Here is a 17,863-nt window from a genome sequence, read left to right as displayed (position 1 = left end):
TTCCCAGCTCGGCTCGCAAGCGAGCATATAGCGAGCATAATTGATCGAAGTAGAATGTAAGCGAGCGTAAGTCATCGTGCAAGGAGTAGAAACTTGCAGTTTGTAAGTATTGTTATTATGATAAATAAAAGTACATGATCGAAGGTGAACGAAAATGGCAAAATATCTGACACATTGATTCGTAATCAGCAGGTCGCAGGTTCGAATCCTGTAGTTGGCTCCAGTAAAAAGGCCCCCGCGTGCGGGGGCCTTTTTACTGGAATGAATCCCTTCGGGATTCGAATCTGCGAGTGGGACCGCCCGAGTGGGTAGGCGCTCCCTCTCAAACCCCCGCAGCGGGACCCTCGACGGACAGCGCCGGATGCCGTTCGATTGGCGTGGGGTGCTTGGACGGCTCGATCGTCAGGCTGATGCGAAGGCAAAGGGCAATGAGGGCGCAGCGTTCGGCGTATCTTAAGAACATGCCTGTGGATGCTGCGGCTCAGACGCCCCGCCCTGTCTGTTCCTGGACCTGCCGGGGGCACTGTCCGACTTGCCAGGCGCAGGCCCTTCGATCACAGACGGCTCAGGGCTTGCGCCTGAAGGGCACGACATTGCCGGCAGACTCGCCCTCTGGTTCTGCGGAGGGCGCGGCGGCTTCGATGTCTTCGATCCGGTAGCTGTTCTCCACGCCATTGTCCCAGCGAATGTAGTACGGCCTGGGGGCAGCACCGGGCTTGTGGGGGCGGTCCTCGGCGGCCAGCACGGTGCCGGGGGTTCCTCCGCCCTGGCCCTGCGGGATGAAGTGCGGCCAAGCACCGCCATAAAAGGTCACACCCACGCGGGTGAGACGGACCCGGTCACCAGGTTTGAATTCGAAGGCCATGGGCATGTCCAAGCGGGGTGAGGAGGCTAAGCGATATTTCCGGCAATGTACTGTGAAACGAATTCTTTGAATCTGCTAACCTGCTCCCCAACACCCCCACAGCTCCGGAGGACCCATGCCGCCCGGAAACATGCGTACCAAGGCACCCGCCAAAGTGATCGAGCGATCGACCGCCGAAGCCTGCATTTCCATTGCCCGGCGGGTGCAGCAGGCCCAGCAGCTCTCGGGTGACGAGGCCGGCTCCACGGCGGCGAAGCAGATTGCGGAAGTCATCCGCGAGGAGCTGCTGCGCGAAAGCTAGGCGGAGGGGCCTTCAGACCCGGAACGAATCAGGCCGCCAGGTCTGGATGCGCTTCTTGACGGCTTCTCCGCTCAGGTTCTGGTCGAGGACTTCCTGGACACGATCAGCCAGTTCCGCGTCCGAGGCGAAGCGGAGGCCCACCATCTGCTTGACGGTCAGCTCTTGGATGCGGGTTTGCAGCCCCGGAGGGAGCAGGCGCTGCATCCTGAGGGTCTCCTCCAGGCGGATCAGCCGATCCTGCACCTTCAGCGCATACCCGCGCACCTGCAGGGCCAGCAGCAGGATCGCGATGGCCAGGACGGCCACCCAGGTGGCATGGAGGCTCGGGAATTTGAAGAGATGCCGGATGGTCGCGACGACCGTGACCAGGAAGACCGGGATCAGGATGAAGTGCATGAGGGGATCGAAGCGACGGTGATTCGCGTAGGTCTGGGGCGCGGACATGGGGTCTCCGGAGGGAAGCCCCAGCTTACTCCAGCGGGCCGCTGCGGTGCCGTTTGAGGTGCGAAGCCCGCTTCTTGGCGTCCAGCCGCCGTTCCTTCGAGGCCTTCGTGGGACGGGTGGCGCGCCTCGGAATGGGGCGCACCAGGGCTGCCCGGATGGCTTCCGCGGCCTTCTCCCGGGCATCTTCGAGATTCTTCAACTGATCGCGGGTGCGATCACTGATCACGATCCACAGGCCTTCCGCATCCATCCGGTTGCGCTGCGAGGTGCGGAGGCGGAGCAGCGCGTCCTCGGGCAGTCCCTCAATGGCGGCGAGGTCGATGCGCAGTTCGACCTTGGAAGACACCTTGTTCACATTCTGCCCGCCGGCGCCACCGGCACGCACCGCCTTGAAGCGGATCGCGTCGCCGGGAACGCGGACAGAGGCGGTGACTTGGATGGGATCGGCCATGAAGCGATCCTAACGCCCCTTTCAGCGCATCGCCTCCATGGGGCTGAGGCGCATGGCGCGGAAGGCGGGGTAGAGGCCGAATACCAGGGCCAGCGCCAGGGCCACGATCCAGGCGGTGATCAGGCCGATGGGGTTCACCACCAGGCCGTAGGGGAAGTTAGCGGAAAGCGCCTGGCAGAGCAGACCGCCGGAGAGGGTCCCGAGCAGGGCGCCGATGGCGGCCAGCACCACGGCCTCCAGGAGGAACTGGATGAAGATCTCGTGATCGGAGGCCCCCAGGGCCTTGCGGAGGCCGATCTCGAAGCGGCGGTCGCTGAAGCTGATGAGCATCACGGACAGCACTCCCACGCCGCCCACCAGGAGGACGGTCCCGGCCAGGCTGAGCAGCACGACCTGCCAGCCATGCATCTGCTCAAGGAAGTTCTGGTAGGCCTTGGCGGCCTCGGCGTCCAGATCCACGATCTCCGCGTCCTCGATGCCGTGGTGCGCCTGACGGACCCGGCCCAGCAGCATGGCGGAGACCTCCCCCATGTCCTCGGTGCGGCGCAGCTTCACGGTGACCTGGGCCAGCTTGTGAGCCGGGTCCATGCGGTCCATGTAGGTCTCGAGGGGAATCAGGATGCCGTTGGCGTCGGTGTAGTTCTCCTCGTTGAAGATCTGGCCCGGCGCCTGCACTCCCACGATGCGGAAGGGGACGCCCTCCACCACCAGGTCGCGGCCCACGGGATCTCCGCCACCGAAGAGCTTGGATGCGAGCGTGGCGCCCACCACGGCCACGGTGGACCGGCGGCGCTGGTCGTCCTCGGTGAGGCCGCGGCCGAGGCCGATGGGTCGGTTCATCCAGGCGGCGTAGTCCGGGGAGACACCCGTGACGAAGATGCGTTCCGTGTCTCCGGTGATGCGCACGGACGAGGTGCGCTGGGCCCGGGGCAGGAAGGCCAGCACCTTGGGATGGGGGGTCGTGAGGCGGGGGACATCCTCGTAGCGCAGCCCGGGGCTCATGTTGAAGCGCTTGCGCTCTTCTCCGGTCTCGGGGGTCTTCTGGGTGATGCGTACGGTCCCGTCCCAGCTCATGCCGGCGAAACCTGTGCTGATCTTGTCCATGATGCCGTCCAGCACGGAGGTCATGACCACCAGGGCGAAGACGCCGAGCATGAGCAGGGTCAGGGTGAGCAGGCTGCGGACTTTGTGGGCCCAGAGTTCCACCAGGCCCGTGCGGACCACCTCCCAGAGCATGCCCGCGCTGAAGCCGCGGGTGCGCGCCGCCGGAGCGGGCGCCTCGCCATCCAGCAGGGAAGGGCCGGGGGAACGGAGGATGAAGGTCTCGTCACTCATAACGGAGGGCCTCCATGGGGGACAGCCGCGAGGCCTTCCAGGCGGGGTAGAGCGCGAACAGGAAGCCGAAGACGGCCGCCAGCCCATAGGCCCAGAGGAAGCTGGCCGGGGTCATGTAGAGCGGAATCCCGATGCTCTTGGTGATGATCCAGGAGAAGCCGACGCCGAGCACCAGGCCGGCCAGCCCGCCCAGGGCGGTGAGCAGCAGGGCCTCGGTCATGAAGCCTTTGAATATCTCGCGGCCCGAGGCCCCGATGGCCATCTTCACGCCCACTTCGCGCACACGCTCCTTGAGGCCGGCCATCTGGATGTTCACATTGACGATGCCGCCGCCGATCAGGGCCAGCACGCCCGAGAGCATGAAGATGATGTCGTAGACGCTTTCCTGGCTGTCGCGACGGCGGATGCGGGCGGCCACATCGTCCAGCCGGAAGTCCTCCTGGAGGCGGTGGTTGGCCTTCACCAGGTTGGAGAGTTGCTTGGAGAAGGCGCCCATGACATTGAGGTCGGGGATGCGGAAGGTGACCCGGTCCACGCGGCGGTAGGCGTCTCCGTTCATGCGGCGCTGCACCAGGTTGGCGGGGACGGCGATGATGCGGTTCCGCCACCAGAACTGGTTGCGCTGATTTTCCCGGAAGCGGAAGACACGCTCCCGGAAGGTGCCGATGACGGTGACGGGAATGTCCCCGATGCGCAGGGTCTGTCCCAGGGCATCGCCCTTGGGGAAGAAGATGCTGGCGGCCTCGGTGCCGAGGATGACGACCGGGGCGCCCACTTCCATCTCGGCATTGGAAAAGCCGCGCCCCTGGGCCACTTCGTAGCCATTGGTCGGAACGAAGTCGCCGGCGATGCCGCTGATCTGCCGATCCTGGTCCGCATAAGCCGAGACCACCCGCGAGCGGGCGTTCTTCTGCCGACTCACGCCCTGGATGGCATCGGCTTTCAGGGCTTCGCCGCCGATGGCGTCCGCGTCGCGCAGGCCCAGGTTGGCCTGCTGCATCGCCGTGGGGCGCCCATCGCGCACGGCCGCCTTGGGTTGGACATTCAGTTTGTCGAGGCCGCCCATCTTGATGTACATCTGGTCGGCGCGCTTGCGCTGGCTGTCGGAGATGGAGAAACCACCCAGCACCGAGGCCACGCCCAGCAGCACGCCCAGGGCCTGCAGGATGGAGCGGCCGAGGTTCTCCCGGATCTCGACCCAGGCCCCGAGCAGCCGCTCGCGGAAAGCGCCGGTGGCCGCCATCTAGGCTGCTCCCTCAGCCTGGGCGATCAGTCCGTCCCGGATCTCCACGCGGCGTTCGGCCTGGGCGGCGATGGAGGGGTCATGGGTGACGAGCAGCAGTGTATTCCCCTGTTGATGAAGCTCCCGGAAGAGATCGAGGACCTCTGCGCCAGTCTTGGAATCCAGCGCGCCGGTGGGTTCATCCGCCAGCAGGAGGGCGGGTTCGTTGGCCAGGGCGCGGGCCACGGCCACACGCTGCTTCTGTCCGCCGGAGAGGGTGCCCGGCAGCTTGTCGGCCTTATCCGCGATGCCCACTTTCTCGAGCAGAACCAGGGCCCGCTCCCGGCGTTCCTTCCGGCCCACCCCCGCGTAGAGCATGGGGAGTTCCACATTGCGGGCGATGCTCGCCTTGGGCAGGAGGTTGTAGCTCTGAAAAACGAAGCCGACCTTCTCGTTGCGGATCCGGGCGAGCTCGCCGCCGGAGAGCCCCTGGACCTGGCGGCCATCCAGGGTATAGCTGCCCCCGGTGGGCAGGTCCAGGCAGCCCAGGATGGCCATGAGGGTGGATTTGCCCGAGCCCGAGGGGCCGATGAGGGCCACGAACTCGCCCTTCTCCACGGTGAGGTCGATGCCACGCAGGGCGTGCACCGCCGTGCCGTTGGCGCCGTAGACCTTGGTGAGGCCTTCTGTCTGGATGATCGTGGACATGCGATTCCTCAGTGGAGCAGGGCCCCGAGGGAGGCGGAGGCCGGCCGAAGGGCGGGGGTGCGGGGGGACATCGCGAACGAAGCGAGCAGGCGGCCCCCCCGCGGAGCATCAGTTGTTCTCGTCATCCTTCTCGACCTTCTTCTTGCTGGGGTCTTCGAGGCTCACCTGGTCGTTGGCCTTGAGGCCCGAGAGGATCTCCACGCGCTCGAGGGTGGCGATGCCTGCCTTCACGGGCACCACCTCGAAGTAGTCCTTCCAGTGGTCGGAGAGCCAGATGAACTTGCCGCGGCCGCTGAGGCCCTCCTTGGCCTTGGCGAGATCCTGGGGCGAGAGGTTCTCCTTCAGGCGGTAGACCACGGTCTGGCCGTCGCGGCGCTGCAGGGCCTCGAGCGGCACGCTCACGGCCTTGTCGCGCTTCTCGCCGAGGATCTCCACATTGGCGCTCATGCCGGTCTTGAAGGCCTCGGTCAGCTCATCCAGGGCCACCTCGACCTTGAAGACCTTGATCTTCTCCACCAGATCCGCGGCCGGGGCCACGAAGCGCACCTTGCCGGTGAAGGCCCGCTGGGGATAGGCGTCCAGCGTGATGCGGACGGGCTGGCCCACCTTCACCTTGGCGATATCCACCTCGTTGAGGTTCACCTTCACGATGAGCGAGCCCAGGTCCGCCACGGTGAACACGACGGTTCCCGCATTGAAGGAGCTGACGCCGGAGGTGATGGTGTCGCCCAGTTCCACCCCCTTCTTGATGACCACGCCGTTCATGGGGGCCGTGACCCGGGCCTTCTGGGTGGAGGCGTTGCCGCTGATGGGGATGCCCCGGTCTTCCACAATCTGATAGCGGGTCTGGGCGCTCTTGTAGGTCTCCTCTGCGAGGTCCCGCGTGGTGCGGGCGGACCGGAAGACCTGATCCGAGATGAGGCCTTCCTTGAAGAGGGCCGACTGCTGGGCGAAATCGCGCTCCGCATTCTTGAAGCTCACCCGGGCCTGGGAGACGCTGCCCTGCACATCGGACAGGGTCTGGGCCTGGTTCACATCCGGCTCGACCTCCGCCAGCACCTCGCCCGCTTTGACGGTGGCGCCCTCGCGGACCTTCAGGCCCACGATGCGTCCCGACACAGTGGATTTCACATCCACCTTGGTGAGGGGATCCACCATGCCGACTTCGCGGACGCTCACCTGGAGATCCTCGGCCTGGACCTTCCCCAACCGGAACGGGGTGCTGGCCTCGGCCTTCTTGCCCTTGCCGTCGCTGCCCTTGAGGGTGAAGAACATGCCGGCCGCCAGGGCGGCTCCGGCCACGGTGATGATGACCCATCGCTTCTGCATGGAACCCCCAGATGGGAAAGACGCCGGACCTGCCGGGATGATGGAATGCCTACGGCTCAGAGTCTGAGGCCGTTTAGGGGGTGCCCAAGGCGGTCTTCGGCGGGCTGTCGGAGGGTGCCGGTCAGCGGTCGGGACCTCCGGGGAAAAGCCTGTGTGGCGTCTCGCCACGCACGATGTGGCAACGATCCACAAAATAGCCATTAAACCTTATTTAAATTAAATTAAATCCAATACTTATAAAATGGCATGAGGGCGGCATGAAGGACCGCGGGACGATTCCCCATCGCGGCCAGGCCGCATCGGAGCACACCATGTCCAACACCTCGAAGCGCGTGGCTCTCATCGTGGCGGCCGGCCTCATCGGCGCCTCCCTCATGGCCCAGGCTCCCGCCCTCCCGCCGACGGGCCAGCAGGTGGAGCGGAAAGGCGAGCGCATCGAGCGCCGGGGCGAGGTCCAGGAACGCAAGGGTGAGCGTCAGGAGCGGCGCGGTGAACGGAACGAGCGTCGGGGCGAGCGCAAGGAACGGCAGGGTGCCCGCATGGAGAAGAAGGGCGAGGCCCTCGAAGCCCAGGGCAAGGTGAAGGCCGGCGAGGCCCTCGAGCGCAAGGGCGAACGCCGTGAAGCCGTGGGTGCCGCCCAGGAAGCCAAGGGCGCGCGGCAGCAGGTCCGTGGCGAGCGGAATGAGCGGCAGGGCGAGCGCAAGGAGCGCCGGGGGGAGCGGGTGCAGCGCAAGGGCGAGGCCCTGGAGGCCAAGGGCAAGTAGCGTTTCAGTCCTTCATGAAAGCGGCCCCCGCGGATGGGGGCCGTTTTCGTGAGCCGAGAAACGGGCTATCGCACGGTCTCACGCGCGATCATCAGCTCTTCGTTGGTGGGAACCACCGTGACGACCACGCGGGAATCCGGGGTGCTGATGATCCGTTCACCGGTGCCGTGCTCGTTGGCCTCGGGATCGAGCTTCACGCCCAGGAAGCCGAGCTTGCTGCAGACCTTGGCGCGGACATAGGTGCTGTGGGTGCCGATGCCGGCCGTGAAGGTGATGGCATCCACGCCATCCAGGACGGTGGCGTAGGATCCGATGAACTGGCGCACATTGTAGGTCAGGAGGTCGCGGGCCAGGCGGGCGCGGTCATTGCCACTCTCGGCGGCCAATTCGATCTCGCGGAAGTCGGAGGACACGCCGGAGATGCCCAGGAGCCCCGATTTCTTGTTCAGCAGGTCGGTGATGGCGGAGTAGTCCAAGTGCTCGTATTCCATGAGCATTTCCACCACGCTGGGATCGATGGTGCCGCAGCGGGTGCCCATGATGACCCCCTGGAGCGGCGTCATGCCCATGCTGGTGTCCACGCTCTTGCCGTGGTCCACGGCGCAAATGCTGGTGCCGTTGCCGATGTGGCAGGTGATGATCTTCAGGGCCCGGAGGGGGCGGCAGAGCAGGATGGCGGTGCGGGCCGCCACGAAGGCGTGGCTGGTGCCATGGAAACCATAGCGGCGGATGCCGTACTTCTGGCTCAGTTCGTAGGGGATGCCGTAAGTGCGGGCATGGTCCGGGATGTTGTGGTGGAAGGCCGTGTCGAAGACCGCCACATGGGGCACATCGGGGAAGGTCTCCTTGGCCACCCGGATGCCCAGGGCGTTCGCGGGGTTGTGGAGCGGGGCGTACATCGCGAAGGCCTCGATGTCGCGCAGCACCTCGTCGGTCACCAGCACGGAATCGCCGTATTTGGGACCGCCATGCACCACCCGATGGCCCACGGCGTGGACGGGCGTGTCGTGCAGGACGCCGGTGTGGAGGCGCTCCAGGATGGCCTCCAGGGCCTCCCGGTGGGTCGGCAGAGCCAGGGTCTCCTTCCGCTTCTCCCCGTCGATGGTGCAGGCGAGGATGGCGTCATTGAGGCCGATGCGCTCGGCCATGCCCTCGGCGATGGAGACTTCCTTCCCCATGTCGAACAGGTTGAATTTCAGACTCGACGAGCCGGCATTCAGAACGAGAACGAACACGGTATCCCCCATAGTCGGACCAGTCTACCGGTCTGACCATGTGACCAGAGCCGCATTGTCGATGGACCGGTCGTCATGAAAGCCGGAAGCGGTGGGTGAGGGTCTGCAGCTGCTGGGCGAGGTTGGCCAGCTCCTCGGTGGTCCGGGCCGTCTCCTGGACCGTGGCCGACAGCTCGGTGGCAGCGGAGGCATTGCGCTCCACCATCTGGGTGGCAGATCCCATGGCCTGCACCACCTCCTCGCTGGCCCGGCCCTGCTCATCCATGGCGCTGGCGATCTCCTTCAGCTGGCCTGCGTTGTCCCGCACATTCCCTTCGATGCGTTCCAGGCTCCGGGCAGCCTCCTTCACGGAGGCAGTGCCGTGGCCGACGCGCTCGCTGCTCTCTTGGATGAGGGCCGTGATCTCCTTGGCGGCGGCGCCGCTGCGCTCGGCCAGCTTCCGCACTTCCTCGGCCACCACGGCGAAGCCCTTGCCCATGGTTCCGGCCTTGGCCGCTTCGATGGCTGCGTTCAGGGAGAGCAGGTTCGTCTGGCGGGCGATGTCGGTGATGACAGTGGTGATCCGGCTGACCTTCGAGGAACTCTCCTCGATGGCCTCCATGGCCTTGCCGGTCTCCTGGACCGAGGTCAGGCCGAGGCGGCCCGCCTCCTGGGACCGGGAGGCCAGCTCCTCGGCGCGCTGGGTGCTCTGCTTGACCTGCTGGATGTTGGCGTTCATTTGCTCCAAGGCGGCAGAGGACCGCTCCATGGCCAGGCGCTCCTGTTCCGTGCTGCGCCGGAGCTCCTCGGTGGTGCGGTTCACCTGCTCGGTGGTGGCGGCCAGCTCCGTCGCGCTGGAGGCCGTCCCCTCGGCGGACTGGGCGATGGCCTGGATGTCGTGGCGGAGGCCCTCGATGACATGGCGGAGTCCCGTGGCCACCTGGGCGAGTTCATCCTTGCCCGCGACCTGGGGAAGCTGGGTGAGGTCCCCCTTGGCAAGGCCGTCCATGACCGTCTCGATGGTCTGGGCCTTCTGGCCCACCTGGGATCCGATGGTGCGGCTCATGAAGGCGCCGAGGAGGATGGCGGCGGCGCTGACGCCCAGAATCCAGGCTTTCCCGAGGGCGGAATGGCGGGCGTCGTCCTTGATGCCGGCTTCCGCGGCCACTTCCGAAGCTTTCTGGAGCTTGAGGATCCGGTCCCGGGAGGTCCGCATGATGTCCACATTCCCTTCCAGCAGACTGGAAATGGTCTTGGGGTTCCGATCCGCGCGGGCCTGGGCCAGCAGGGCCGGGAAGGCCGCGTCGTATTTCTTGAAGGACTGAACCGCCTCATCGAGGAGCGCGCGTTCATCACCGGACCAGGAGAGGGTCTGAAGGGTGGCCATGTCCTTCTGAAGGGTGTCCGAATATTCCTTCAGCTTTCCTTCGCGGAGCGTGATGTAGTCGGCATCGGCGGCCCCGCCGATCATGCTGGTGTGGAGCGTCCTGAAGAGGTTCATGCCGTTCAGGACCCGGGAGAGGGTGGCGGTCTTCACCAGCTGGACGGCCACATCCCGCTGGCCGGCCTGGAGCTCGTCCACGGTGAACCACCCGAGACCGCCCACCAGGGCCAAGGCGAGAATCTGAATGCCGAGGAGAAGGTTGAATTTCCCCCGCATTTTCAGGCTGTCTGTGATTTTCCCGATGCCCATGACCCACCTCGATGCTTCTTTATCGGGTAAGTCGCGCGCCCGGTTGAATCAGGGCACGGTGATTTCAGGCTGAAAAAAGGCCCGATTCCAAAGAACTGGGATCCGGCCAGGGAGCCTCCAGGGCTGCTTCGGCGGCAGCCAGGAGCTTAGCTTCCAGCCGGGTGGCGAGATCGGGCTCGGGAACCCAACCTCGCTGGTTCAGCCAGGCCACGAAGCGGGGCAGGGGGTCCTTGGCTTCCCACTCCGCCAGGAGCTGTGGATCCACATAGCGCTGATCGTCGTGCTCGGCGTGCCCCTTCATGCGGAAGGTCTCGCAGACGAGGAAGACCGGGCCGTCGCCCGCCAGGCAGCGCTGCCGGGCCTGGAAGGCGGCTTCGTAGACCGCGGGGGCGTCGTTGCCGTCCACGGCGAGGGTGAAGGCGCCCTGGGCGCGCAGCGACATGCCGCCGGCCATCTGGCGGTCGGGAGGCGTGGAAAAGGCGTAGCCATTGGCTTCACCCACCACGATCAGGGGAAGCTTCTGCACCACGGCGAAATTGAGCCCCTCGTAGAAGGCGCCGGTGGAGCTGCCTCCATCGCCGATCCAGGTCATGGCCACGCGCCGCTCGCCCTTCTGCCGGAAGGACAGCGCGACGCCGGCCATCACGGGGATGAGGGCCCCGAGCATGGAGGTGGGCGCGATGATCCCCCGGGCCACCGAGCCGAAATGGTTGTTGTGCTCGCGGCCCCCCGAAGGGCTGGTGGCGCGGCCCAGGTACTGCAGGAAGATCTCGTCCGGCGTCACGCCGCGGACGAACATGGAGCCCAAGTTGCGGATCATCGGGGCGATGACATCGTCCGGACCCAGGGCCAGGGCCGTGGCGCAGGCCGTGGCTTCCTGTCCCAGGCTGCGGTAGACGCTCCCGAGGGTCTGGCCCTGGCGGAAGAGTTTCACCAGGCGCTCCTCCGTGAGTCGGGTGAGCAGCATGGCCTCATGAAGGCGCAGGGCGGTGTCGCGGTCCATGAGGGTAGGATAAACGCATGCTGACCCTCCGTCCCGCCGTTCCCGCTGACGCCCCGCTGATCCTCCAGTACATCCGCGAACTGGCGGAGTACGAGCGGGAACCGGAGGCGGCGGTGGCCACGGAGGCCGACCTCCACCGCTGGGCCTTCTCGGAGCATCCCCTGGTGAAGGTGACCATGGCCGAGTGGGCAGGCGAGCCCGCCGGATTCGCCCTCTGGTTCCTGAACTTCAGCACCTGGGAGGGGAAGCCTGGCATCTACCTCGAGGATCTGTTCGTGCGTCCGGCCTTCCGGGGCAAGGGCATCGGCAAGGCCCTGCTGCAGCACCTCGCAGCCCTGGCGGTGAAGGAGGGCTGGACGCGCTTCGTCTGGCAGGTGCTGGACTGGAACACGCCGGCCATCGAGTTCTACGAAGCCCATGGGGCCAAAGTCATGCGGCCCTGGCTCACCTGCCGGGTGGAGGGCGAGGCCCTGGCCAGGCTGGCCGAAGGCGCCGGCTGATGTGGGAGCCCCTGCTGCGCCTGAAGGCGGCCCTGGGGCCTGAGGCGGAGCTGGTGGTCGTGGGGGGTGCCGTCCGGGATGAGCTGCTGGGGCGAGCTCATGCCGACTGGGATCTGGCGACGAAGCTGCTGCCCCGGGTCGTGATGACGCGGGCCCAGGCCGCGGGGCTCCGGGCCATCCCCACCGGCCTTCAGCACGGCACGGTGACGGTGCTGCTGGAGGACCGGCCCGTCGAGATCACGACTTTTCGCAGCGACGGTGATTATCTGGATGGGCGCCATCCCGATTCGGTGCGGCTGGGCGTCACCTTGGACGAGGATCTCTCCCGGCGCGATTTCACCATCAACGCCATGGCCCTCCCCGTGGGGGGCGGCGACCTGGTCGATCCCTTCGGCGGCCAGCGGGATCTTGAGGCCCGGATCATCCGGGCCGTGGGCGCGCCTCTGCAGCGGTTCGCGGAGGACGGGCTGCGCACGCTGCGGGCCTGCCGCTTTGCGGCTCAGCTGGGCTTCGAAGTGGAGATCGCCACCCTCGAGGCCATTTCGGAACGGCTCCCCGTGGCCCGAAAGGTATCCGTGGAGCGGGTCTGCACGGAGCTCACCAAGTTGCTCTGCGGGGCGGAACCCCACCGAGGGCTGGACCTCCTCGCCCGGACGGGGCTGCTGGACCTCTGGCTGCCCGAGCTCCGGCCCATGCTCGGGTGCGGCCAGAACCGTCATCACCGCTTCGATGTGTGGACCCACACCCTGGAGACGGCCCGTCTGGTGCCGGCGGGCTCCGGGCTGCGTTGGGCGGCCCTGCTGCACGATGTCGGCAAGCCGGCCACACGCGCCCTCGGGCCGGACGGCGAGGTCCACTTCCATGATCACGAGCGCCAGTCGCTGGAGGTCGCGGCGCGGATCCTGGGGCGCCTGAAGGCCGCCCAGGCGCTGCAGAAGGATGTGCTCGCCCTGGTGCGGCATCACGGCGCCCATCCCCTGGCGGAATGGAGCGATGCGGCCTGCCGGCGCTTCCTGCGGCGCCTGTCGGACGATGGCCTCGACCTGGCGCGCTGGGCGGCCTTTCGTCTGGCCGATCAACGCGCCAAGGGGATGGACCTGGCAGCCCGGGAACGGGACCACGCGGCCATCTTGAGCCGCCTGGACGCTCTGGCCGCGGCCGCGCCGCCCCTGTCCGTGAAGGCGCTTGCCCTGGACGGCGCGGCCCTCATGCGCCTGGCGGGTCGGGGGGGCGGCCCCTGGCTGGGAGAGCTTCAACGGCAGCTGCTCGAGGCCGTCCTTGAAGAGCCCGCCCTCAACTCGCCCGAGGCTTTGGCGGAGCTGGCGAAACAGAAGCTCTCCGCCGGTGGCCTCTAAAGCCGCTGGAATCAGATCCGCTTGATCAGCACCACGGCCTGGGCGGCCAGGCCCTCGCCCCGGCCGGTGAAGCCCAGCTTCTCCGTCGTGGTGGCCTTCACATTCAGGGCTTCGACGGCGAGGCCGAGCAGCGGCGCAATGCGCTCGCGCATGCGATCTCGGTGGGGACCGATCTTGGGGCGTTCACCGATGAGGCACACATCGGCGTTCATGACGCGCCAGCCGCGCTCGGAGAGATCCTCCATCACGCGTCGGAGCAGCAGGGCGGAATCCGCCCCCCGGTAGGTGGGATCGGTATCGGGGAAGTGCTGGCCGATGTCGCCGAGGCCCGCCGCTCCGAGCAGGGCGTCCATCAAGGCGTGGATCATCACATCCGCATCACTGTGCCCGGCGAGGCCGCGATCATGGGGGACTTCGCAGCCCATGAGCATCAAGGGGCGCCCTTCTTCCGGGGCGGCGAAGCGGTGGACATCGAAGCCCTGGCCGATCCGGAAGCCGGTCATGCGGGCCCCGCGCCCAGGTTGCGGTGCTCACCCGTGGACTGTTCGGAGACCTTGATCGCACCGGTGATGGGGTGGTCGGGAAGCAGAACGATGACCTCGGTACCCATGCCTTCCTCGCTGACGAACTCCAGGGTACCGCCATGTTCCTCGACAATTTTCTTCACGGTGGCCATGCCGAGCCCCGTCCCCTTCTTCTTCCCATAGCTGAAGAAGGGTTCGAAGATCCGCTTGATCACGCGCTTGGGGATGCCCTTGCCCCGGTCGCGCACGCGGATCTGGACGCCGCCGGTGACCTGGGTCCAGGACACGAGCACTTCACCCGTCATGTCGGTGGTGGCATCCAGCGCATTGGCCAGGAGGTTCTCCATGACCCGGGTGAACCGGCTGGGATCGAGCTTGATCAGGCAGGGCGGGCCTTCTGCGCGAAGAGCAACTCCCATCTCCGCAGCCCGCGACATCATCGGTTCGACGATCCCCTCGAAGAAGGGCAACAGGTCCACCGTCTCCCGGTTGGGCTCCCGGATTTTCGCGAAGTCCAGCACATCCTGGCTGAGGTGGGTGAGGCGGTCCACGCACTCCAGGATCTTCCGGCAATGGTGGCGAACCTTGGTGTCGTCGGTGGAGAGATCCAGAAGATCCGCATGTCCGCGCAGCACGAACAGGCCATTCTTGAAGTCGTGGACGATGGAGCTGGCCACCTGCCCGACGGTCGCCAGCACATGGCTCCGAAGGTTCTCCTCGGAGAGCCGGGTGCGTTCGATGGCGATGGCGCAGAGCGAGACGATGGCCTCGAAGGTCTCCCGGTCCGGCGGTTCTGTGATGGGGCGGCGGCTGTCGAGGTAGACCACGCCGATGCGCTTGCCCTGGAGCACCAGCGGCAGGCAGAGGATGGTCTTCAACTCCAGCCGCTGGATCGAGTGCTGGCTGAGCAGGAACTGGTCCTCGGCGACATTCAGGATCCAGACGGGGTCGCCGGTCTCGAAGACCTTGTGGACGCTCGACATGGACAACTGGATGTGGCCCTCCAGCTCCTGGCCCAGATTGCGCTGCACGCGGCTGGTCAGCTCGCCATTCTCCAGGAGCATGAGGAAGCCGCGATCCGTGCCAGAAATGGAGAGCAGGCGATCCAGGGACTGCTCCAGCAGATCCTCAAGGTCGATCTCCTGGGCCAGGAGCTGGGCCGTTTCGAGAATGGCCTGGAGGTGGAGCTCGGAGCTGGTCTGGTCCGTCCGCATCAGGGTCAGGGTGTAGGCCCCGTCCGCCAGGCGCAGGGGCGTTCCCGGCTCCCAGGTCACGCGCCCCAGCTGCTGGTCCTTGTAGAAGCTGCCGTGGGTGGTCTGGAGGTCTTCGGCCCACCAGGCGTCGTCCTTCAACTCCAGGCGCAGGTGGTTCCGGCTGATCATGTTGTCGGACAGCACCACATCGCAGAGGCTCTGGCGTCCGAGGGTGACGGAACGGGTGAGCGGCACGGTGCGCTCGAACCCATGGCGGTCTCGAATCAGGAGCTGGTAGCGCTGGGCCACGGCATCTCCCGGGCGGGGGTCAGGGGGGAGGGGCGATTGGGAAATTCGGCTGCGAACCCAAGATTATCCGGCCATCGGCTGGACACAAGTGGAAGTCCCGTGAGGGAATAGAGGTCATGCACCGGCACCCCGACCTCGATCCCTCCACCGGCCAGGAGGACCCCATTGAATACTCGCTGCGGCCGCAGCGACTTCAGGAATATATCGGCCAGGCTAAGGTTAAAGTCAGGTTGGAGATCGCCCTGCAGGCCGCGAAGAAGCGCGGGGATGTCCTCGATCATGTGCTGCTGTTCGGGCCTCCGGGCCTGGGGAAGACCACCCTGGCCCATGTCCTGGCCAACGAAATGGGCGCCTCCTGCAAGGTGATCCAGGCTCCGGCGCTGGAGAAGAAGGGCGACCTGGCCGCCATCCTCACCAACCTGGAGGCCGGCGAGTTCCTGTTCATCGATGAGATCCACCGCCTGTCCGCCCCCATCGAGGAGATGCTCTACGCGGCCATGGAGGATCGCAAGCTGGACATCCTCATCGGGCAGGGCCCCAGCGCCCAGACCCTGAAGGTGGACCTCAGGCCCTTCACGATGGTGGGGGCCACCACCCGGGCCGGATTGATCTCAAAACCCCTCCACGACCGCTTCGGCATGGTGCATCGCCTCGAGTTCTATACCCGCGCGGACCTGGCCATCATTGCCCGCCGGTCGGCGGACCTGCTGGGCATCCACCTCGCTACCGAAGGGTCCGAGGCCATCGCCCGCCGGAGCCGGGGGACGCCGCGCATCTGCAACCGCCTGCTGCGGCGCTGCAGGGACTATGCGGAAGTGAAAGGGGACGGCACCATCACCGCCGCCGCTGCGGAGGCCTGCCTGAAGCTGCACGAGGTGGACGACCTGGGCCTCGACGCCCTGGACCGGGACTACCTCCAGGCCCTGTGCCACAAGCACCGGGGCGGGCCCGTGGGCCTGCGGACGCTGGCCGCGGCCCTGGGCGAGGACGACGGCGCGCTGGAGGATCTGGTGGAGCCCTACCTCATGCAGGTGGGATTCCTCGACCGCACCCCGCAGGGCCGGAAGGCCACAGATGCAGCCTATGCCTACCTCGGCGTGAACTCGGACCCGGGGCCCCTGTTCCGCTGAACCAGGGCTGCGGATCAGTACTTGCTCTCGAGCTTCTTGAGATCCTTGTCCCCGGGCTTGGAGAGGGGCAGGACCCCACCCTTGGCCGCGCCATTCACGCCGCTGCCGGTACCGGCATCCAGATTCCGGGTCTGGTCCTTGCGGATGCAGACCCCCTGGAGGGTGCCCCCCTCGTCGACGACGAGGGAGCCCACTTCCACATCGCCTTCGACGAAGCCGGTGCCGTGGATCTCCAGGCAATCCGTGATCTTCATGGTGCCTTCGGCGCGGCCGGTCACCACCAGGTGCTTCGCGAAGATGGTGCCCTTCACCAGGCCGTTGGGGGCGATGGACACCTCGCCGGTGGAGTGGATGATCCCGTCCACCACCCCTTCGACACGGAGGCTGTGAGCACCGGTATGGATCTCGCCGGTCAGGGTCACTTCCTTGCCCAGCAGGGAATGGATGGCGGGGGCGGCTTCGGATTTGGACTTGCTGCTGCGGAAGACGGCCATGGGGCGCTCCTTCAGGACGGCTTGCCGAGGGCCTTCAGCCACTGCCGCTGAAGGCGAAGGTAGGGTTGGGGATTCACGGCTTTCCCGTTCCGCCGGACCTCGTAATGAAGATGGACGCCGGTCGCATTGCCCGAGCGTCCCATGGTCCCAAGGATATCTCCCCGGGAGACCTGCTGCCCGACTTTCACATTCAGGTGGTTCATGTGGGCGTAGAGGGTTTCCTGGTCATCCGTATGGCGCACGCGGACGCCCCAGCCGTAGCGATCCATCCACCCCGCCTCCACCACTTCGCCATCCGCCGTGGCCTGGATGGGGGTGTCCAGGACATTGCTGATGTCGATGCCCGAGTGGTAGCCCAGCAGGCCGTCTCCCGTCTCGTTGCCCCGGGAGAAGGGGCTGACGCGGACACCGAAGCCTGAGCTCATGTAGCCGGCCGTGGGCGGAATGGAGGGCGTGTGGCTCCAGGAGCGGAGCACGGGCGCCATGCGGGCGCGCACGACCGCGGCCTGCTTGGCGGTGTAATCCAGATCCTGGCGCAGCCGGGAGAGCCGTTCCCGGGCCCCTGGAGGCGGTGGCGTCGAATCAGGCTGGTTCGGCGGGGCGGGGAGGGGCGAGGTGGCCGGAGCCTTGGGGTCCAGCAGCTTGAGCAGTTCCGTGTGCTGCTGGCGGAGGGTGGCGACCTCGGCTTCCAGAGCCTGGGCCTGGTCCAGGGAAGACCGGATCAGTTGCTGCTGTTCCTGGGTTTCCTGCTGGAGGCGGCCGAAGCTCATGATCTTCTTGGTGGCCCAGAATCCGTAACCGGAGCCGATCATGGCCAGGGCCGAGAAGCCGGCCACGCAGCCGAGGACCCAGAGCATCGTCTGGCGGGTCAGCGACCAGCGGAAGGTGCGGTGGCTGAAGACCACCATGACCGTGAGCCACCGCACGGAATCGGGGCGGCTGGAGCGCACAGCGCGGCGGCGTTCGGGCGGTTGGCTGGACATGGAATCCCAGCATACCTGGGAAGCCGTCGAGGATCGAATCGTCTTC

General features: G+C 66.5%; 19 protein-coding genes. 5 read left to right on the top strand and 14 right to left on the bottom strand.

The window, feature by feature from the left end:
• Window positions 1–565 precede the first annotated feature (565 nt).
• Window positions 566–865, bottom strand: coding sequence for a hypothetical protein (locus tag QZ647_RS07890; RefSeq protein ID WP_291271634.1), 300 nt, complete (start codon window positions 863–865; stop codon window positions 566–568).
• Window positions 866–980: 115 nt separating this feature from the next.
• On the opposite strand from QZ647_RS07890, the gene QZ647_RS07885 reads away from it, so the two are divergent.
• On the top strand, window positions 981–1,166 hold the full coding sequence (locus tag QZ647_RS07885) for a hypothetical protein (RefSeq protein WP_291271633.1): 186 nt from the start codon (window positions 981–983) through the stop codon (window positions 1,164–1,166).
• Between the two features lie 12 nt (window positions 1,167–1,178).
• Here QZ647_RS07885 and QZ647_RS07880 read toward each other — a convergent pair whose 3' ends face one another.
• From QZ647_RS07880 to QZ647_RS07855, 6 genes are all read right to left on the bottom strand, one after another.
• On the bottom strand, window positions 1,179–1,610 hold the full coding sequence (locus QZ647_RS07880; RefSeq protein WP_291271632.1) for a DUF6526 family protein: 432 nt from the start codon (window positions 1,608–1,610) through the stop codon (window positions 1,179–1,181).
• 25 nt (window positions 1,611–1,635) lie between these two features.
• Entirely contained in the window at window positions 1,636–2,061 is a 426-nt protein-coding gene (gene arfB, locus QZ647_RS07875; protein WP_291271631.1) for an alternative ribosome rescue aminoacyl-tRNA hydrolase ArfB, read from the bottom strand.
• Window positions 2,062–2,082: 21 nt separating this feature from the next.
• Window positions 2,083–3,396: an ABC transporter permease gene (locus QZ647_RS07870; protein ID WP_291271630.1), complete on the bottom strand. Its 1,314-nt coding sequence runs from the start codon at window positions 3,394–3,396 to the stop codon at window positions 2,083–2,085.
• The gene (locus QZ647_RS07865; protein ID WP_291271629.1) at window positions 3,389–4,639 is read right to left on the bottom strand and encodes an ABC transporter permease; all 1,251 of its coding nucleotides are present in this window, start codon (window positions 4,637–4,639) and stop codon (window positions 3,389–3,391) included. Before QZ647_RS07865 ends, QZ647_RS07870 begins: the two co-directional genes overlap by 8 nt.
• A complete protein-coding gene (locus tag QZ647_RS07860) occupies window positions 4,640–5,326 on the bottom strand; it encodes an ABC transporter ATP-binding protein (RefSeq protein WP_291271628.1) in 687 nt (228 codons plus the stop codon). It abuts the gene before it with no gap.
• Between the two features lie 108 nt (window positions 5,327–5,434).
• On the bottom strand, window positions 5,435–6,655 hold the full coding sequence (locus QZ647_RS07855) for an efflux RND transporter periplasmic adaptor subunit (RefSeq protein WP_291271627.1): 1,221 nt from the start codon (window positions 6,653–6,655) through the stop codon (window positions 5,435–5,437).
• Between the two features lie 311 nt (window positions 6,656–6,966).
• Between QZ647_RS07855 and QZ647_RS07850 the strand changes: the two genes are divergently transcribed.
• The gene (locus QZ647_RS07850) at window positions 6,967–7,419 is read left to right on the top strand and encodes a hypothetical protein (protein WP_291271626.1); all 453 of its coding nucleotides are present in this window, start codon (window positions 6,967–6,969) and stop codon (window positions 7,417–7,419) included.
• Window positions 7,420–7,484: 65 nt separating this feature from the next.
• On the opposite strand, the gene QZ647_RS07845 is transcribed toward QZ647_RS07850, so the two are convergent.
• The 3 genes from QZ647_RS07845 to QZ647_RS07835 all read right to left on the bottom strand — a co-directional run bounded on the left by QZ647_RS07845 (window position 7,485) and on the right by QZ647_RS07835 (window position 11,293).
• Window positions 7,485–8,654 (bottom strand): acetate kinase, encoded by a 1,170-nt coding sequence (locus tag QZ647_RS07845; RefSeq protein WP_291271625.1) that lies wholly within the window; start codon window positions 8,652–8,654, stop codon window positions 7,485–7,487.
• 73 nt (window positions 8,655–8,727) lie between these two features.
• Window positions 8,728–10,326, bottom strand: a complete 1,599-nt coding sequence (locus tag QZ647_RS07840) for a methyl-accepting chemotaxis protein (protein WP_291271624.1) — start codon at window positions 10,324–10,326, stop codon at window positions 8,728–8,730.
• A 64-nt stretch (window positions 10,327–10,390) separates the two neighbouring features.
• Window positions 10,391–11,293, bottom strand: a complete 903-nt coding sequence (locus tag QZ647_RS07835; protein WP_291271623.1) for a thiamine pyrophosphate-dependent dehydrogenase E1 component subunit alpha — start codon at window positions 11,291–11,293, stop codon at window positions 10,391–10,393.
• A 53-nt stretch (window positions 11,294–11,346) separates the two neighbouring features.
• Here QZ647_RS07835 and QZ647_RS07830 point away from each other — a divergent pair, with 53 nt between their 5' ends.
• Both QZ647_RS07830 and QZ647_RS07825 read left to right on the top strand, forming a co-directional pair.
• A complete protein-coding gene (locus QZ647_RS07830) occupies window positions 11,347–11,829 on the top strand; it encodes a GNAT family N-acetyltransferase (protein WP_291271622.1) in 483 nt (160 codons plus the stop codon).
• A complete protein-coding gene (locus QZ647_RS07825; RefSeq protein WP_291271621.1) occupies window positions 11,829–13,184 on the top strand; it encodes an HD domain-containing protein in 1,356 nt (451 codons plus the stop codon). The genes QZ647_RS07830 and QZ647_RS07825 overlap by 1 nt, the downstream gene beginning before the upstream one ends.
• 11 nt (window positions 13,185–13,195) lie before the next feature.
• Here QZ647_RS07825 and ispF read toward each other — a convergent pair whose 3' ends face one another.
• Window positions 13,196–13,687: a 2-C-methyl-D-erythritol 2,4-cyclodiphosphate synthase gene (gene ispF, locus QZ647_RS07820; protein WP_291271620.1), complete on the bottom strand. Its 492-nt coding sequence runs from the start codon at window positions 13,685–13,687 to the stop codon at window positions 13,196–13,198.
• Window positions 13,684–15,210: an ATP-binding protein gene (locus tag QZ647_RS07815; protein WP_291271619.1), complete on the bottom strand. Its 1,527-nt coding sequence runs from the start codon at window positions 15,208–15,210 to the stop codon at window positions 13,684–13,686. The genes ispF and QZ647_RS07815 overlap by 4 nt, the downstream gene beginning before the upstream one ends.
• Window positions 15,211–15,326: 116 nt before the next feature.
• Here QZ647_RS07815 and ruvB point away from each other — a divergent pair, with 116 nt between their 5' ends.
• On the top strand, window positions 15,327–16,340 hold the full coding sequence (gene ruvB, locus QZ647_RS07810) for a Holliday junction branch migration DNA helicase RuvB (RefSeq protein ID WP_291271618.1): 1,014 nt from the start codon (window positions 15,327–15,329) through the stop codon (window positions 16,338–16,340).
• 14 nt (window positions 16,341–16,354) lie between these two features.
• On the opposite strand, the gene QZ647_RS07805 is transcribed toward ruvB, so the two are convergent.
• Window positions 16,355–16,834: a polymer-forming cytoskeletal protein gene (locus QZ647_RS07805; protein WP_291271617.1), complete on the bottom strand. Its 480-nt coding sequence runs from the start codon at window positions 16,832–16,834 to the stop codon at window positions 16,355–16,357.
• An 11-nt stretch (window positions 16,835–16,845) separates the two neighbouring features.
• Window positions 16,846–17,817: a M23 family metallopeptidase gene (locus QZ647_RS07800; protein WP_291271616.1), complete on the bottom strand. Its 972-nt coding sequence runs from the start codon at window positions 17,815–17,817 to the stop codon at window positions 16,846–16,848.
• Between the last annotated feature and the right edge of the window lie 46 nt (window positions 17,818–17,863).

Source organism: Geothrix sp. (genome assembly GCF_020622065.1).
GTDB lineage: Bacteria > Acidobacteriota > Holophagae > Holophagales > Holophagaceae > Geothrix.
This window is presented reverse-complemented; position numbering and strand designations above follow the sequence as displayed.

Coding starts and splice junctions, on each gene's coding strand:
- QZ647_RS07860 (WP_291271628.1), bottom strand. CDS start 5,326: ATGTCCACGATCATCCAGACAGAAGGCCTCACCAAGGTCTACGGCGCC.
- QZ647_RS07840 (WP_291271624.1), bottom strand. CDS start 10,326: ATGGGCATCGGGAAAATCACAGACAGCCTGAAAATGCGGGGGAAATTC.
- QZ647_RS07885 (WP_291271633.1), top strand. CDS start 981: ATGCCGCCCGGAAACATGCGTACCAAGGCACCCGCCAAAGTGATCGAG.
- QZ647_RS07865 (WP_291271629.1), bottom strand. CDS start 4,639: ATGGCGGCCACCGGCGCTTTCCGCGAGCGGCTGCTCGGGGCCTGGGTC.
- QZ647_RS07850 (WP_291271626.1), top strand. CDS start 6,967: ATGTCCAACACCTCGAAGCGCGTGGCTCTCATCGTGGCGGCCGGCCTC.
- QZ647_RS07805 (WP_291271617.1), bottom strand. CDS start 16,834: ATGGCCGTCTTCCGCAGCAGCAAGTCCAAATCCGAAGCCGCCCCCGCC.
- arfB (WP_291271631.1), bottom strand. CDS start 2,061: ATGGCCGATCCCATCCAAGTCACCGCCTCTGTCCGCGTTCCCGGCGAC.
- QZ647_RS07880 (WP_291271632.1), bottom strand. CDS start 1,610: ATGTCCGCGCCCCAGACCTACGCGAATCACCGTCGCTTCGATCCCCTC.
- QZ647_RS07890 (WP_291271634.1), bottom strand. CDS start 865: ATGGCCTTCGAATTCAAACCTGGTGACCGGGTCCGTCTCACCCGCGTG.
- ruvB (WP_291271618.1), top strand. CDS start 15,327: ATGCACCGGCACCCCGACCTCGATCCCTCCACCGGCCAGGAGGACCCC.
- QZ647_RS07830 (WP_291271622.1), top strand. CDS start 11,347: ATGCTGACCCTCCGTCCCGCCGTTCCCGCTGACGCCCCGCTGATCCTC.
- QZ647_RS07870 (WP_291271630.1), bottom strand. CDS start 3,396: ATGAGTGACGAGACCTTCATCCTCCGTTCCCCCGGCCCTTCCCTGCTG.
- QZ647_RS07800 (WP_291271616.1), bottom strand. CDS start 17,817: ATGTCCAGCCAACCGCCCGAACGCCGCCGCGCTGTGCGCTCCAGCCGC.
- QZ647_RS07825 (WP_291271621.1), top strand. CDS start 11,829: ATGTGGGAGCCCCTGCTGCGCCTGAAGGCGGCCCTGGGGCCTGAGGCG.
- QZ647_RS07855 (WP_291271627.1), bottom strand. CDS start 6,655: ATGCAGAAGCGATGGGTCATCATCACCGTGGCCGGAGCCGCCCTGGCG.
- ispF (WP_291271620.1), bottom strand. CDS start 13,687: ATGACCGGCTTCCGGATCGGCCAGGGCTTCGATGTCCACCGCTTCGCC.
- QZ647_RS07835 (WP_291271623.1), bottom strand. CDS start 11,293: ATGCTGCTCACCCGACTCACGGAGGAGCGCCTGGTGAAACTCTTCCGC.